The organism is Rhodococcus sp. 21391 (assembly GCF_016772255.1).
GTDB lineage: Bacteria > Actinomycetota > Actinomycetes > Mycobacteriales > Mycobacteriaceae > Rhodococcus_F > Rhodococcus_F opacus.
Window position 1 is genome coordinate 4,715,301 of sequence record NZ_CP063781.1, and the last position, 15,136, is coordinate 4,730,436.

12 protein-coding genes are annotated in these 15,136 nt (G+C 68.6%); 8 read left to right on the forward strand and 4 right to left on the reverse strand.

Features of this window, described 5'->3' with window-relative positions:
• Positions 1–134: 134 nt before the first annotated feature.
• Positions 135–431 carry a chorismate mutase gene (locus tag GO592_RS21905; RefSeq protein ID WP_005238528.1) on the forward strand — a complete coding sequence of 99 codons (297 nt, stop codon included), beginning with the start codon at positions 135–137 and terminating at the stop codon, positions 429–431.
• A 38-nt stretch (positions 432–469) separates the two neighbouring features.
• Here the strand turns inward: GO592_RS21905 and GO592_RS21910 are convergent, their stop codons facing one another.
• Positions 470–1,924 (reverse strand): NAD-dependent succinate-semialdehyde dehydrogenase, encoded by a 1,455-nt coding sequence (locus GO592_RS21910; RefSeq protein ID WP_005259983.1) that lies wholly within the window; start codon positions 1,922–1,924, stop codon positions 470–472.
• A gap of 69 nt (positions 1,925–1,993) precedes the next feature.
• Between GO592_RS21910 and pgi the strand changes: the two genes are divergently transcribed.
• The gene (pgi, locus tag GO592_RS21915) at positions 1,994–3,646 is read left to right on the forward strand and encodes a glucose-6-phosphate isomerase (RefSeq protein ID WP_007301155.1); all 1,653 of its coding nucleotides are present in this window, start codon (positions 1,994–1,996) and stop codon (positions 3,644–3,646) included.
• A gap of 1 nt (position 3,647) precedes the next feature.
• Here pgi and GO592_RS21920 read toward each other — a convergent pair whose 3' ends face one another.
• Positions 3,648–4,427 carry an FAD:protein FMN transferase gene (locus tag GO592_RS21920; protein WP_039952975.1) on the reverse strand — a complete coding sequence of 260 codons (780 nt, stop codon included), beginning with the start codon at positions 4,425–4,427 and terminating at the stop codon, positions 3,648–3,650.
• 104 nt (positions 4,428–4,531) lie between these two features.
• Here GO592_RS21920 and GO592_RS21925 point away from each other — a divergent pair, with 104 nt between their 5' ends.
• On the forward strand, positions 4,532–5,791 hold the full coding sequence (locus GO592_RS21925) for a hypothetical protein (RefSeq protein ID WP_007301153.1): 1,260 nt from the start codon (positions 4,532–4,534) through the stop codon (positions 5,789–5,791).
• A 2-nt stretch (positions 5,792–5,793) separates the two neighbouring features.
• Here the strand turns inward: GO592_RS21925 and GO592_RS21930 are convergent, their stop codons facing one another.
• Both GO592_RS21930 and GO592_RS21935 read right to left on the reverse strand, forming a co-directional pair.
• On the reverse strand, positions 5,794–7,158 hold the full coding sequence (locus tag GO592_RS21930; RefSeq protein ID WP_007301152.1) for an NAD(P)/FAD-dependent oxidoreductase: 1,365 nt from the start codon (positions 7,156–7,158) through the stop codon (positions 5,794–5,796).
• A gap of 9 nt (positions 7,159–7,167) precedes the next feature.
• The gene (locus GO592_RS21935) at positions 7,168–7,920 is read right to left on the reverse strand and encodes an SDR family oxidoreductase (protein WP_007301151.1); all 753 of its coding nucleotides are present in this window, start codon (positions 7,918–7,920) and stop codon (positions 7,168–7,170) included.
• A gap of 88 nt (positions 7,921–8,008) precedes the next feature.
• On the opposite strand from GO592_RS21935, the gene GO592_RS21940 reads away from it, so the two are divergent.
• From GO592_RS21940 to GO592_RS21960, 5 genes are all read left to right on the forward strand, one after another.
• Entirely contained in the window at positions 8,009–9,442 is a 1,434-nt protein-coding gene (locus GO592_RS21940) for a dihydrolipoyl dehydrogenase family protein (RefSeq protein WP_007301150.1), read from the forward strand.
• A 181-nt stretch (positions 9,443–9,623) separates the two neighbouring features.
• The gene (locus GO592_RS21945; protein WP_237737149.1) at positions 9,624–11,075 is read left to right on the forward strand and encodes an NF041680 family putative transposase; all 1,452 of its coding nucleotides are present in this window, start codon (positions 9,624–9,626) and stop codon (positions 11,073–11,075) included.
• A 36-nt stretch (positions 11,076–11,111) separates the two neighbouring features.
• Complete coding sequence (locus tag GO592_RS21950; protein ID WP_202714961.1) at positions 11,112–12,641, forward strand: carboxylesterase/lipase family protein; 1,530 nt, start codon at positions 11,112–11,114, stop codon at positions 12,639–12,641.
• On the forward strand, positions 12,638–14,107 hold the full coding sequence (locus GO592_RS21955) for a carboxylesterase/lipase family protein (protein WP_202714962.1): 1,470 nt from the start codon (positions 12,638–12,640) through the stop codon (positions 14,105–14,107). The genes GO592_RS21950 and GO592_RS21955 overlap by 4 nt, the downstream gene beginning before the upstream one ends.
• Before the next feature lie 122 nt (positions 14,108–14,229).
• Positions 14,230–15,135 (forward strand): SDR family NAD(P)-dependent oxidoreductase, encoded by a 906-nt coding sequence (locus GO592_RS21960; protein ID WP_172650186.1) that lies wholly within the window; start codon positions 14,230–14,232, stop codon positions 15,133–15,135.
• Position 15,136: the final 1 nt, after the last annotated feature.

Genomic DNA, 15,136 nt, shown 5'->3' on the forward strand with positions numbered 1-15,136 from the left:
TGCCCGTGAACTGAACAGCTCACGAGCCCCGAGGTCCGCACCGGATCCGGGGCTTTTTTCGTCAAACGAGCCTGGATCGGTAACGACTCGAGCCAAAACAACGATCCAAGTTCTGACAAGAGGGAGACGAACCAATGAGCACTCAGACCGTCGCATCAGCCGCCAAGGAAACCGCTGTGCCCACCAGCGAGGCCGAGATCGAGGTTCTCCGCCAGGAGATCGACAAGCTCGACGCCGAGATTCTCGCCGCTATCAAGCGCCGTGCAGAGGTCTCGCAGCTCATCGGGCGCACGCGGATGGCGTCCGGCGGTCCCCGCCTCGTCCACAGCCGTGAGATGAAGGTGCTCGAGCGGTTCAACGAGCTCGGCCAGGAAGGCCACACACTCGCCATGCTGCTGCTGCGCCTCGGGCGCGGCCGCCTCGGTCACTGATTTCCCGAAGCGGCCTGCCCGTCCCCCGACGGCGGTCGTTACGGCTCGAGCGCCACGTACTTGGTCTCCAGGTACTCCTCGATGCCTTCACTGCCCCCTTCGCGCCCGAAGCCTGACGCTTTGACGCCGCCGAAGGGGGCAGCGGTGTCCGAGATGACCCCGCGATTGATGCCGACCATGCCCGATTCGAGGGCGTCGGCCACCCGGAGTGCACGATCCAGATCGCGGGTGAAGATGTACGACGCCAGGCCGAATTCCGTGTCGTTGGCCGCGGCGATCCCCTCCTCCTCAGTGTCGAACCCGGCGATCGCGACGACCGGTCCGAACACCTCTTCCTTCAGGATCCGGGCCTGCGCGGGGATCTCGTCCAGCACGGTCGCCGGGTAGAAGTAACCGGGACCTTCCGGGGCGACCCCGCCGAGCCGCACCCGGGCGCCGGCACCGACGGCGTCCTGCACCAGTTCCCCGACCTTCTCGAGTTGGTCCGCGTTGATCAGCGGGCCGAGCGTCGTGTCGGGATCCGTGCCGGGTCCGAGTGTGTACGAGGACAGCTTGTCGACGAGCTTCGCGGTGAACTCCTCCCGCACACTGTTCGCGACGTGGAAGCGATTGGCCGCGGTGCAGGCCTCGCCGCCGTTGCGCATCTTGGCGAGGACGGCGCCGGCCACCGCCTTGTCCACGTCGGCGTCGTCGAAGACCACGAAGGGCGCGTTCCCGCCGAGTTCCATGGACGTGCGCAGCAGTCCCTTCGCCGACTTCTCGACGAGCATCCGCCCCACCCCGGTCGAGCCGGTGAACGTGAGCTTCCGCAGCCGGGGGTCGTCGAGCAGCGGACCGGTCACCTCCCCCGACTTCGACGTCGGCAGCACAGACAGCACGCCCTTCGGGAGCCCCGCGTCGGCCATCACCTCGGCGAGCAGGAGCATCGTCAACGGCGTCTCGGAGGCGGGTTTGACGATCATCGTGCAGCCGGCGGCCAGTGCGGGTCCGATCTTGCGGGTGCCCATCGCGAGCGGGAAGTTCCACGGTGTGATCGCCAGACACGGTCCGACGGGCTGCTTGGTCACCAGGATGCGTCCGTTCCCCGCGGGCGCCGGTGTGTAGCGGCCGGCGATACGCACGGCCTCCTCGCTGAACCACCGGAAGAACTCGGCGCCGTACTTGACCTCCGCCGCGCTCTCCGGCAGCGCCTTGCCCATCTCCAGCGTCATCAAGAGCGCGAAGTCGTCGGCCCGGGCCGTGATCTTCTCGAACACCGCGCGGAGCAGTTCCCCCCGCTCACGTGCCGGGGTCGCCGCCCACTCCCGCTGCACCGCCACCGCGGCGTCGAGCGCTTTCATCGCATCGGCAGGGCTGGCGTCCGCCACCTCGGTCAGGGCGTCACCGGTGGCCGGGTCGAAAACGGTGAACGTGGCACCGTTCTCGGCGTCACGCTTCTCGCCGCCGAGGAAGAGGGTTGTGGGAACGGTTCGCATGAGTTCGACAGCATCCATGACGTCCATCATGCGCCGCACCGAAGTTCGCACGGAAGTTTCGACGCGCGGGCATTAAGCTCAAATCTCGTGAGCTCAGACATCACCGGAACCGCTGCCTGGCAGAAATTGCGTGATCATCACGCTCAAATTCAGTCCGTCCATCTTCGAGAACTCTTCGAGAAGGACCCGGCACGCGGGCAGGAACTCACCGTCTCGGCGGGCGACCTGTACATCGACTACAGCAAGCACCGCATCGACCGCGACACCATCGGGTTGCTCCTCGAACTGGCGCGCAGCGCCGACCTGGAGGCACGCCGGGACGCGATGTTCGCGGGCGAGCACATCAACACTTCCGAGGACCGCGCCGTCCTCCACACCGCGCTGAGGCTGCCCGCCGACGCGTCTCTCGTCGTCGACGGGCAGGACGTCGTGGCCGACGTCCACGACGTCCTCGACCGCATGGGCGACTTCACGGATCGTGTGCGCTCCGGTGAATGGCGCGGCGCGACGGGCGAGAGAATCAAGACCGTCGTCAACATCGGCATCGGCGGATCGGATCTGGGTCCGGTGATGGTGTACCGCGCGCTGCGGCACTACGCCGACGCCGGCATCAGCGTCCGGTTCATCTCCAACGTCGACCCCGCCGACCTGGTGCGCAGCCTGCAGGGCCTCGACCCGGCTACCACGCTGTTCATCGTGGCGTCCAAGACGTTCTCGACGCTCGAGACGCTCACCAACGCCACCGCCGCGCGACGCTGGCTGCTCGGCGGTCTCGGCCTCGGAAACGAAGCGGTCGCAAAGCATTTCGTCGCCGTCTCGACGCACGCGGATCGGGTGGCGGAGTTCGGTATCGACACGGCCAACATGTTCGGATTCTGGGATTGGGTGGGTGGCCGGTACTCGGTCGATTCCGCCATCGGGCTGTCGGTGATGGCGGCGATCGGCAAGGAGCGGTTCGCGGAGTTCCTCGCCGGCTTCCACGCCGTGGACGAACACTTCCGCACGGCGCCGCTCGAGGAGAACGCACCGGTCCTACTCGGCCTGATCGGACTCTGGTACTCGAACTTCTTCGGCGCCGAATCCCGTGCCGTGCTGCCCTATTCCAACGACCTCGTACGGTTCGCGGCCTATCTTCAGCAGTTGACGATGGAATCGAACGGCAAGTCGGTGCGCGCCGACGGCTCCCCCGTCCCCACGTCCACCGGTGAGATCTTCTGGGGCGAACCCGGCACCAACGGGCAGCACGCCTTCTACCAGCTCCTGCACCAGGGCACCCGGCTCGTCCCCTCCGATTTCATCGGTTTCGGCGAACCGACGGACGACCTGCCCACCGCGGACGGCACCGGCAGCATGCACGACCTGCTGATGAGCAACTTCTTCGCCCAGACGAAGGTCCTGGCGTTCGGCAAGACGGCCGAGGAGATCGCGGCCGAGGGAACGCCCGAACATCTGGTGCCGCACAAGGTCATGCCCGGCAACCGCCCGTCCACCACGATCCTCGCGCCCAAGCTCACCCCGTCGGTGATCGGACAGCTGATCGCACTGTACGAGCACCAGGTGTTCGTCGAGGGCGTCGTCTGGGGCATCGACTCGTTCGACCAGTGGGGTGTCGAGCTCGGCAAGACGCAGGCCGTCGAGTTGCAACCGGTGCTCACCGCGGCGGAAGAACCGGCCGCGCAAAGCGATTCGTCGACGGACAGCCTGGTGCGCTGGTACCGCCGTCAGCGCGGACGGGCCTGATTTACCAGCTCTCGGTGGTGTAGACCCGGCCCGACCGGTCCACCAGCCGGGCGCGCAATTCGTGCTGTTCGATCCAGCGGATCGCACCGATACCGCGGGCGAGGGCAGCGACGCTGGCCGCGTACGCCCAGAGTGCGTCGTCGGCGATCACCGTCACCGTCTCCCACTCGGTGGCGGTGGGCGGTTCGGCAGCCGGGGGCGCGAACGCCGTCGCCATCGCAGTCCCGTTCACCAGTTCGACCTCGCCGTCGCCGGGCACCGGAATCTGCCAGCCGCCGGCGGGACAGTGCCCGGCCGTCGCGATGACGTCGCCGATACGCACGGCGGCCCCGCACTCGAGTTGGCGGGCGACCAGTTCCGCCGCCCGGTCCACCGTGTCGGCCTTGGCGGTGTCGGTGATGTCGAACGAGGCGCCCCACGGCGCGAACACGACGTCGTCGTCGATCTGGACGTCGAGGAAGCTCGGTTCCGGGTGCACGGTGGGGATCAGGTCCTCGTCGGGCGATTCGGTGGCGAGCGGGTTCACGACCCCGTCGGTCATCCGGGCGGCCCAGAGCGCCGAACGCAGCAGTGCGGACATCCGCCGGCTGACCTTCACCGGCGCGCCCTGCGAGAGGTTGACGGCGTGGATCTCGGCGTCGCCGCGGTGGATGTCGCAGACCGATTCGGCCTCGTCGATGACGGCCGCGATCAGCGCTGCGGCCTCGGGAAGGGCGGCACCTTCGGTGACGTCGACTTCCACGACGGAACCCCACACCCTCCATTTCTCGACGCTAACCATGGTGTTCTCCGTGTGCGGTCTGTGCAGCGCTGCACTTCCAGTATGCGCCGGCTGTCCAGAGGTCGGCGTCCGCGGTTCACCACGACCGGTCGTACACTTCGCTGGTGAGCGCCCGATTGAGCGTCGTCGACGAGATGTTCCTGCGCACCCATCGGGGGTGGGGAACGCCGATCGTGATGCAGGGACTATGGCGTACCGACGGGCACGTGAATGCCTCGACCCTCGATTCCCTGAGCGCAGACTTCGCCCGCGGACCGCTCGGCCGGCGCGTGGTGCGTCCGCGAATTCCCGGCGCGCGGCCCCGGTTCGAGCCGAGTACCGGCGCCGTCCCCGTCGAATACGCGGAGATCGAGGCCGGGACGGTCCTTGCGTGGGCGGACGAGCAGGGCTCGTTGTCGGTCGACCCCGAGCGGGGTCCCGGCTGGCGTCTGGCGTGCGCACGACCCGCTGACGGGGGCACGGTGCTGTCGCTGGTGTGTTCGCACGTGCTCGCGGATGCGCGCGGACTGGCGGCAGCCATCGCCGCGGCGCTGCAGGGCCTGCCCCCGTCGACTCCGGACGGTGCGGACGGCGCTGTCGCCGACCTGTGGGACGCCACCCGGCTCGCCCGCCGCGTGACGGAGGGAACCGCGCGTGCGGTCGCCGGCCTCGTGGTGAGCGGGACCCGGCGCGCGGAACTCCGCCGCTTCTTGCACGTGAGTGGCAAAGCGTCGCCCGGCACACATTGCCACTCACCTGTGTCGGCGGTGCTGGACGTGGGCGCCGAACGGTGGGACGCCGCCGCGGAGCGGGCGGGCGGAACCCCGAACAGCCTGTTCCTGGCCGTGGTGGCCGAGTTGGCGCGGCGGGACGGCGAATCCCGGCCGCTCACGATCAGTGTGCCGATGGACCTGCGGGACGCGGCCACCTCGTGGGGTACCGCGAACTCCGTCGCCATGGTCGAGGTGGACGTCGGCCCGCAGGACACCGTCGCGGACGTGCGGGCGGCGAGCCGCGCGGCGTTCTCCGCGCCCGCGATGACGAGTCCGGCCGGGTTCCCGGAGGAGATGCTGCAACTGGTCCCCGACCGGGTGGCGCATGCCCTCACGGGCAACCCCGGCGAACGGGACGTGCTGTGTTCCAACATCGGACCGCTACCCGAGGCGCTCGTCTCGATCGGCGGTCACCGCGCCACCGGTATCGCCACCCGAGCCGTGCATCCGGGTGTCGTGACCAGCCGCACCCGGCTCTCCGCCTATCTCAGCCGATTCGGCGGCAGCTACACCCTCGCGCTCGAGTCGCTGGACAGTCCGGACCACGCCGCGCTCCGGGAGCGAGCGGCGAACGTCCTCGCCCGCCACGATCTCGACGCACGGAGCTGGTGACGTCAGGACTCGGAAGCGGGTTCGGCGTAGGGCTGACGCGCCGACTGCGGATCGCCGTAGGTGATCGCCCGCTCCCGGCGCGTCCGCGACGCCAGCGTGACGCCCCAGTTGAGCAGGGTGCCGCACCGGTTCCGGTACCCGGCGAGGAACGCGATGTGGATGACACCCCACGACACCCAGCCCATGAACCCGGACATCCGGATCGGGCCGGCCTGGAGCAGCGCGTGCCTGCGGGCGATGTAGGCTGCGCTCCCCAGGTCGCGGTATTTGAAGGGTTTGCGGTCGGGCGTTCCCCCCGCGACCGTGCGGGCGATGCATCCACCGACGTGCCTGCCACCCTGCATCGCGACCTCGGCGACACCGGGAAGCTCGTTCAGCGACATCAAGTCGCCGATCACCCAGACGTTCGGGTGTCCGGGCACGGTGAGATCGGGTTCGACGGCGATGCGTCCGCCCTGAATCTGCTTCACGCCCAGCGCATTCGCGAGAGCTCCCGCGAACGGCACGGCCTCGACGCCCGCGGTCCAGAGGATCGTGCGAGCCCCGTAGCGCTTCTTGGTGCGGGCCGCGTTCTTGGCCGTCGTCTCGATGCTGGTCTCGCAGACGTCGGTGACGTGGACACCGAGATGCGTTTCGACGCCGACCTTGTCGAGGGTCCTCTGCGCCGCCGCGGACAGTTTCCGGTTGAACGACTGCAGAACACGGTCGCCGCCGTGGAACAGCAGCACCCGGGCTTCGCAGGGGTCGATCGACTGGAACTCGTGGGCGAGGGCGTGCACGGCGAGTTCCCGGATCTGGCCTGCCAGTTCGACTCCGGTGGGTCCGCCGCCTGCGACGGCGAAGGTCAGCCACGGCCTGCGCTCCTCCGCGGTGGGCAGCGATTCGGCCATCTCGAAGGCGGAGATCAGCTTTCGGCGAATGGCGAGCGCGTCGTCGAGGGTCTTCATCCCCGGCGCCCACTGGATGTACTCGTCGTGCCCGTGGTATGCCTGACGCATTCCCGCCGCGACGATCAGGTAGTCGTAGGGAAGGTCGAACGTGGATCCGTCGAAGCGACTGGCGGTCAGGACCCTGCTGACGGCATCGACCGCGTGCGCCTCCCCGAGGGCGACGTGCACGTTGCGGTTGCCGCGCAGCAGGTGCCGCAGCGGGCTGCTGATCTCCCCTTCGGAGAGCAACCCCGTCGCGCATTGGTAGAGCAGCGGCTGGAAGAGGTGGCTGGTTCCCCGGTCCAGCAGGGTGACGTCCACGTCGACGTCGCGGAGCCGCCGGGCAGCGTGGATCCCGCCGAACCCTCCCCCGACGATGACGACACGGGGCCTCGAACGCTGCAGGCCGAGGGACGAGGATTCCTGGGCGGTCGTCATAGGTCAGTCCTACACGAACCGAGATGTCCACGCATGAGGAAGGAACCTCAACGCGAGGTCGATTCCTCGCCATTTGATTCCCGGCAGCGCAGCGCGGTTCGTCTCCTTCTCGATGGCCGCGACCATCGCATCGACGCCGTCGTCGAGGCTGGCCGTCATCTTGGCACTGTCCCCGGCCCTGCCCGACATGTCGGTGGCGATATACCCGGGGAGCAGCGTGGTCACCATGATCGGACTCTTCGCCAGTTCCGCGGTCAGCGCCTCGCCGAGGGCCGACACTCCCGCCTTGCTCGCCGAGTACGCCGCCTTCGGGCCGGGCAGACCCCGATCGGCACTGATCGAGGACACGAGCACCAGGTGTCCGGAGTTCTGTTCGCGGAAGATCCCGAGCGCCGCCTCGCACTGCGACAGGGCGCCGACGAAGTTGGTGCGGGCGGTGGCGAGATTGGCGTCGGCCCGGCCGGTTCCGATCCGGGCCCCCTTGCCGAGTCCCGCGTTGACGACGACGCGGTCGAGTCCGCCCAGCTCGTCGCGCAGTTCGCCGAAGACCCGGACCACCGCGTCGTGGTCGGTGACGTCGAGTTCCCGGACGGCGACGGTGATCCCGGGATGCGCCGCCTGCAACTCGTCGCGCACGGACTCGAGCCGGTCGACGCGTCGTGCGCACAGCGCGAGGTCTCGTCCCTGGGCCGCGAACCGACGAGCCATCTCCTCGCCGAGTCCCGAGCTGGCCCCGGTGATCAGAATCTTCTGCCGTCTCATTCCGCCACACTATCTACCCGCGGGTAACAACGCGAGAGGCCCGTCGGAACCTCTGACATCCAGCACCGACCGGCTTACCGTTACAGGTATGACTGACTCTGGGAGCGGCGCGGAAGAGTTCGATGTCATCGTGATCGGAGGCGGTCCCGCGGGTGAGAACGCGGCGAGTTACGCCATCGCGGGCAGCGACCGCACCGCGGCGCTGATCGAACACGAACTCGTCGGTGGGGAATGCTCCTACTGGGCGTGCATGCCCAGCAAGGCGTTGCTGCGTCCGGGTGAGGTCCTCGGGGCCGCGCGCAACATGCCCGGGGTGTCGGCCGGTCCGCTCGACGTGGACGCCGTGCTGGCGCGACGCGACTCGTTCACCAGCAACCACGACGACTCGTCGCAGGTGATGTGGGCCGACTCGCAGGGGATCGACGTCATCCGCGGATCAGCACGCATCACCGGGGACCGCACGGTGAGGGTCGGCGATTCCCGCGAGCTGCGCGCCCGGCACGCCGTCGTGGTCGCCACCGGGACCACCGCCGCGGTCCCCGACACCCCCGGCCTTCGGGCAGCGTTGCCGTGGATCTCGCGGGACGCCACCAACCTGAGAGAAGTTCCGCGCCGGGTCGCCGTGATCGGCGGCGGCGTCGTGGCATGTGAGAGCGCGACGTGGCTGCTGGACCTCGGTGTCGAGGAACTGACGATGGTGGTGCGCGGCCGGGCACTGCTCCCGAAGAACGAGCCGTTCGCCGGTGAGCGGGTGGCCCGCTCGCTGGAGAAGAAGGGTGCGCAAATCCTGTTCGGCGCGGACCTTCGCGGCGTCGAGCGGCCCGACGCCCGGGACACGGGGATCGGCCGAATGCACGGCGGTCCGGTGACTCTGGACGTGGCGGGACAGGATCCGCTCGTCGTCGACGAGGTCGTCGTCGCGACCGGGCGCACTCCGGCGACGTCGGCGCTCGGCCTCGACACGCGACTGCTGAACTCGCACGGATACCTCACCACCGACGACCATCTGACGACGGCGGACGAATGGTTGTACGCCGTCGGCGACGCCAACGGCCGCGCGTTGCTCACCCACATGGGCAAGTACCAGGGCCGTGTCTGCGGCGACGTGATCGCCGCCCGCGCCGAGGGCAGGGCTCTGGAGGGGGCCCGATTCCGGGCGACCGCCGACCACGGCCAGGTTCCCCAGGTGGTGTTCGCCGATCCCGAGGTCTCGGCCGTCGGGATCACCGAGCAGCAGGCGCGTGACGCCGGGGTGGACGTCGAGACCGTCGAGGTCGACATCGCCGTCGCCGGCTCGTCACTGGCCCGCGACGATTTCAGCGGTCACGCCAAGCTCGTGGTCGACCGGGCTACCGACACCCTGATCGGAGCGACGTTCGCGGGCACGGACGTCGGCGAACTCATCCATGCCGCCACCATCGCGCTGGTCGGGAAGGTGCCGCTCGACACGCTGTGGCATGCGGTCCCGTCGTACCCGACCGTGAGCGAGGTGTGGCTGCGGCTGCTGGAGGCGCGGCGCTGAGCCGAACGGAACACCGTCGGCGGAGGTGAACGCCCCCTCAGCTTGTCGTTTAACCTCGGCCATCGCGTGGGGCAGTTGGTGATGATGTTGTTCGGCGTGTCGCCGCGGCATGGGGCGACCACCGCCTGATCATCTTGAGGTTCCTCTCACAGAACTTTCGAGACAAAGGCAAGCGGTGGCCGTGAGTGTCAGTGTGCCCTACACGCAGGTGGTCGGGGAAGGGTCGTGCGCGGATGACGGGGTCGAGCTGGTGTCGTTCCGCGAAGAGTTCTACCGGTGTTTGTCGGCGCGCAGCGATGCGGTGTTCGAGCTGACCGATGCGCTGCTGTGTTCCGGGGACCCGGTCACCACACTGGTCGACTTGTCGCTGACCCCTGAGCATAGGCGCGGTCACGGCGCCTTGTACGACGGATTAAACTGCGGCCGAGTAGATATCGGTCGACTGCGACGCGCAGTCGGAGCACTTCCCCTGCCGCGAAGCAGCGATGGCCGGATCGTCCTGGCCATCGATATCAGCCCGTGGCTGCGCCCGGATGCGCCAACCAGCTCCCAGCGAGCGTTCTGTCACGTCTACGGTCGCGGTAAGAATCAAGCACAGTTGATCCCCGGGTGGCCGTATTCCTTCGTCGCCGCGTTGGAGGTGGGCCGCACGTCGTGGACGGCGGTACTCGATGCGGTGCGCCTGCGGCCCGACGACGACGAAACTACGGTCACCACGGCACAAGTCCGTGAAGTAGTCGGGCGATTGCAATCGGCCGGGCACTGGAGAGACGGCGACCCGGACATCGTGCTCGTCTTCGATGCCGGGTACGAACTGGCACGGATGGCGTTCCTACTCGCCGATCTACCGGTTCAGGTGTTGGGTCGGATGCGTTCGGATCGGGTGCTGCACTTCCCCGCGCCGCCGCCGGGTCGAACCGGGCGCCCACCCCGGCACGGTGCCGAATTCAAATTCGCCGACCCCCAGACCTGGCCCGAACCCGACAGCAACACCGATACCGACACCGACCGCTACGGAACAGCCGTCACTGCGGCTTGGAATCGGTTGCACCCGAGGATCACTCACCGTGGATCGTGGGCCGACCACCCGGGACCGCCGCCGATCGTCGAAGGCACGGTGATCCGGCTGACGGTCGATCACCTGCCCGGCGACCGGCATCCCAAACCGGTGTGGCTCTGGTGCTCACATCCGGGTGCGGGCACCGCCGATATCGACCGATTGTGGCAGATGTTTCTGCGGCGCTTCGATATCGAGCACACGTTCCGGTTGTTCAAGCAGACGTTGGGCTGGACCGCCCCGAAGATCCGCAACCCCGAGGCGGCCGACCGATGGACCTGGATCGTCCTGGTTGCGCACACCCAACTCCGGCTCGCCCGGCCGCTCGCCGAAGACCTACGCCGTCCGTGGGAACGACCCGCCCCACCGCGACGGTTGACGCCGGCCCGCGTCCGTCGAGGGTTTCCGCGCATCCGCGCGACCATGCCCAATCCTGCCAGTGCACCGAAACCCAGTCGACCCGGTCCCGGACGCCCACCCGGCTCGAGGAACCGTCGCCCCGCCCAGCACCATCACGTCGGGAAACGCACGAAAATCGACATCACGGAGCCAAAAAGTGAAACCCAACCAGGTTAAATAACAAGCTCAGGCGGTCTCCGTATAGTTTCCGACATGGCGTCTGACACTCTCACGACCGACACGCTGGTGAGGACGACCGCAGGGGTGGTCCGTGGCCGGCGCGTCGGCGACCTGGTCGCGTGGCGGGGAATTCCCTACGCGGCTCCCCCGGTCGGGCCGCTGCGGTTGCGCGCACCCCAGCCCGTCACGCCGTGGTCCGGTGAACTCGACGCCACCGAATTCGGCGACGCCGCCGTGCAGCACAAGAAATTCACCGCACTCCGGCCGGGCAAGTATCAGCCGAGTAGCGAGAACTGCCTGACGCTCAACGTGCTGGCCACGCCCGGCACGTCCGGGACGCGTCCGGTGATGGTGTTCATCCACGGCGGCGCGTACACGCTGGGCATGTCGGCCACCGCGCTCTACGGCGGCCAGTCGCTGGTCCGCCGCGGCGACATCGTGTATGTGTCGATCAACTACCGCCTCGGCTCGCTCGGATACCTCGACTTAACCCAATTCTCCACCCCCGAACGGCCTTTCGATTCCAACCTCGGACTCCGCGACCAGGTGGCCGCACTCGAATGGGTGCAACGCAACATCGCCGAATTCGGCGGCGACCCCGACAATGTCACCGTCTTCGGCGAATCCGCGGGCGCCAACGCCGTCACCACACTGATGACCACACCCGCTGCGAAAGGCCTTTTCGCACGGGCGATCTCGGAGAGTTCCGCCCCCGGCCTCGTCACCACCGCCGACCGCGCCGCCCGGTGGGCATCCGACTACGTGACGCTGCTCGGGGCCGAACCCGACACCGCCGCGGAGGCGCTCACCTCGTCACCGGTCGGCGCATTGGGCCGGGCCGGAAATCGTCTCGGCGCGAGGGTGCTGTCGGAGACGCCGGGACTGCACCCATTCGGCCCCGTGATCGACGGCGACTTCCTGCCGAAGCCGCCGCTCGACGCGTTCGCCGACGGCTCGGCGCACCGGGTTCCGCTGATCATCGGCACCAACGCCCGTGAGGGCACCCTGTTCCCGAAACTCCTGGATGCGCTGCCGACCGACCCCGACCGGATCGGGCGGATGTTCGCCCTCACCGACCCGGGCGCCGAGGCCCGCGTCACCGCCGCGTATCCCGGCTACCCGGCGCCGGACGCGGCCGTCGACCTGGGCGGCGATCTGACGTTCTGGAGGCCGTCGATCGAATTGGCCGAGGCCCACTCCGCGTTCGCCCCCACCTTCAGCTACCGTTTCGACTTCGCTCCGCGCGCCATGAAATGGCTCGGACTGGACGCCACACACGGATTCGAGCTGTTCGCGGTGTTCGACATCGCCGACACCCTGATCGGCCGCGGCCTCACCCTACCGGGCGGTCGTCGCGGACTGAAGGACGTGACGGACACCGTGCAGCGGCACTGGCTGCGCTTCGCCTCGCAGGGAACACCGTTGGCGTCATGGCCGAAGTACGACACCGACAGGAGGGCAACACTCGTGTTCGACACCGTCACCACCGTCCAGGACGATCCGCGCCGGGAGCGCAGGCTGGCCTGGGAGGGGTACCGGGGCTACTACGGGCAGGGCCTGTGAACGCTCTCGAGGTCCACACCGATGCCGGCGCCGTCGGAGGGCGCCGGATCGACGACGACCTGACTGCCTGGCGGGGTATCCCCTACGCCGCTCCCCCGGTCGGGCCTCTGCGGTTACGGGCCCCGCAACCGGTCGAGCCCTGGTCGGGGGTCCGGCGGGCCTTCCACTTCGGGTCCCCGGCACCGCAGGGTGGTGGGACCGACGAGGACTGTCTCACCCTGAACGTGCTCGCACTCGGGTCCGCATCCGGATCGCTACGACCCGTGATGGTCTTCATCCACGGCGGCGCCTACTCCGGCGGGTCCTCGTCCTCGTCGCTCTACAGCGGTGAGTCGCTGGTCCGCCGCGGCGACATCGTGTATGTGTCGATCAACTACCGCCTCGGCTCGCTCGGATACCTCGATTTCACCCAATTCTCCACCCCCGAACGGCCTTTCGATTCCAACCTCGGACTCCGCGACCAGGTGGCCGCACTCGAATGGGTGCAACGCAACATCGCCGAGTTCGGCGGCGACCCCGACAACGTCACCGTCTTCGGCGAATCCGCGGGCGCCAACGCCGTCACCACACTGATGACCACCCCCGCCGCGAAAGGACTGTTCGCACGCGCCATCGCGGAAAGCCCTCCGGTGGCGTCCGCGTATCACCCCGAGCGGGCCGCGCGGTGGTCGCGCGAATTCCTCGAGATCGCCGGGGTCCCGCTCGCCGACGCCGCGACGTGGCTCGAGACCGCCGACCCGGCCGACTTCGTCGAGGCGGGGACGACACTGGCGCACCGGGGCGCCGACGAGGAACCGGGAACCCGCGCGTTCGCGCCCGTCGTCGACGGCTTCTTCCTTCCCACGCATCCGCTCGACTGTTTCGCTTCCGGTTCCGGACACCCGGTGCCGCTGATCATCGGCACGAACCGCCACGAGGGCAGGGTCTTTCCCCGGTTCCTGAACATCCTGCCCACCGATCCCACCCGGATCGACAAGATGTTCTCGCACGTGGACGCGTCGGTGAAGGAACGGGCCATCGCCGCCTACCCCGGCTATCCCGGTCGGCGTGCGGCAGCGGACCTCGGCGGCGACGTGACGTTCTGGGAACCGTCCGTCCTGTGCGCACAGGGCCACACGACCATCGCACCGACCTACAGCTACCGGTACGACTTCGCACCCCGGCTACTCCGTGTCCTCGGGCTGGGCGCCACCCACGCCACGGAGATGTACGCGGTGTTCGGATTGACCGGGCCGTGGGCGCGGCTGCTCACCGCGCTCGGGGGCCGCCGCGGGCTGCGGGCCGTCACCGACACCGTCCAGTCGCACTGGCTGCACTTCGCCCGGCACGGGACCCCGGCACCCGGATGGCCCCGGTACTCGCCGGAGCGCCGGGAGACGCTCATCATCGACGACACGAGCCGGGTGGAGAACGATCCGCTCGGCGAGCGTCGACGCGCCTGGCTGGGGTACGAACACCGACGCTAGGCCGAACCCGCGGCGAGCCGCATACGTAACGGCCTCACCCGTGGCCGCGCCGTCGGTTCGTTCCACGGTGCGTCCCTCCCGGTTGCCCTACTCTCGTAAAGACCTGCATTCGGGAGGCGAGAATGACCGAGTCGAACGATCTCGCAGGCCGCACCATGGTGGTCACCGGTGCCACCTCGGGGCTCGGCCTGGAGACCTGCCGCCAAATCGCACGCCGCGGGGCCACCGTCGTCCTGGTCGACCGGGACCAGGACAGGATCGACGCGGTGATCGCCGAACTGTCCGAGAGCGCCGATCGCGACCGGCTGAATTCGGCGCTCGCCGACCTGTCCTCGCTCGATCGGGCCCGCAAGCTGTCCGAGGAACTGCTGCACCGGTTCCCGCGGATCGACGTGCTGGTGAACAACGCCGGCATCGCCGTGGGGCGTCGTCAGCTGACGGTCGACGGCATCGAAGAGATGTTCGCCGTGAACTACCTCGCGCCGTTCGTGCTGGCGACGTCGCTGGCTCCGGCGATGGCTGCGGCGTCGACTGCCGACGCCGCCGGGTACCGGCATCCGGCACGCATCGTGGACGTCAGCTCGTCGGGACATCGGGGCGGGCACCTCGACTTCGACGACCTCGACGGCACGAAGGACACGTTCCACGGCCAGCGTGCGTACAACAACTCCACACTCGCCCTGACCCTGTTCACGCGGGAGTTGGCGCGCCGGTCCGATCCCGCGAGGCTGGTCGTCAATTGCGCCGACCCCGGCTTCGTCCGCGGCACCTCCCTCGGGCGGGGTCTGCTTTTCGGCCACCAGGTGGTGGGGACGCTCCTGACCCCGTTCAGGGCCGACGTCGCGAAGGCTGCGGAAACGGTGGTCTGGACCGCCACCGCGACGGAGAGCGGCAAGTTCACCGGCGAATACGTCAAGGGTTGCAAGGTTGTTCACCCGAGCAAGGACGCACGTGACGCCGAACTCGCCGCGCGCTTGTGGGACGCTACCGAGGCACTACTCGCCGGCCGCGGTGCGGCCCGCCCCTGAC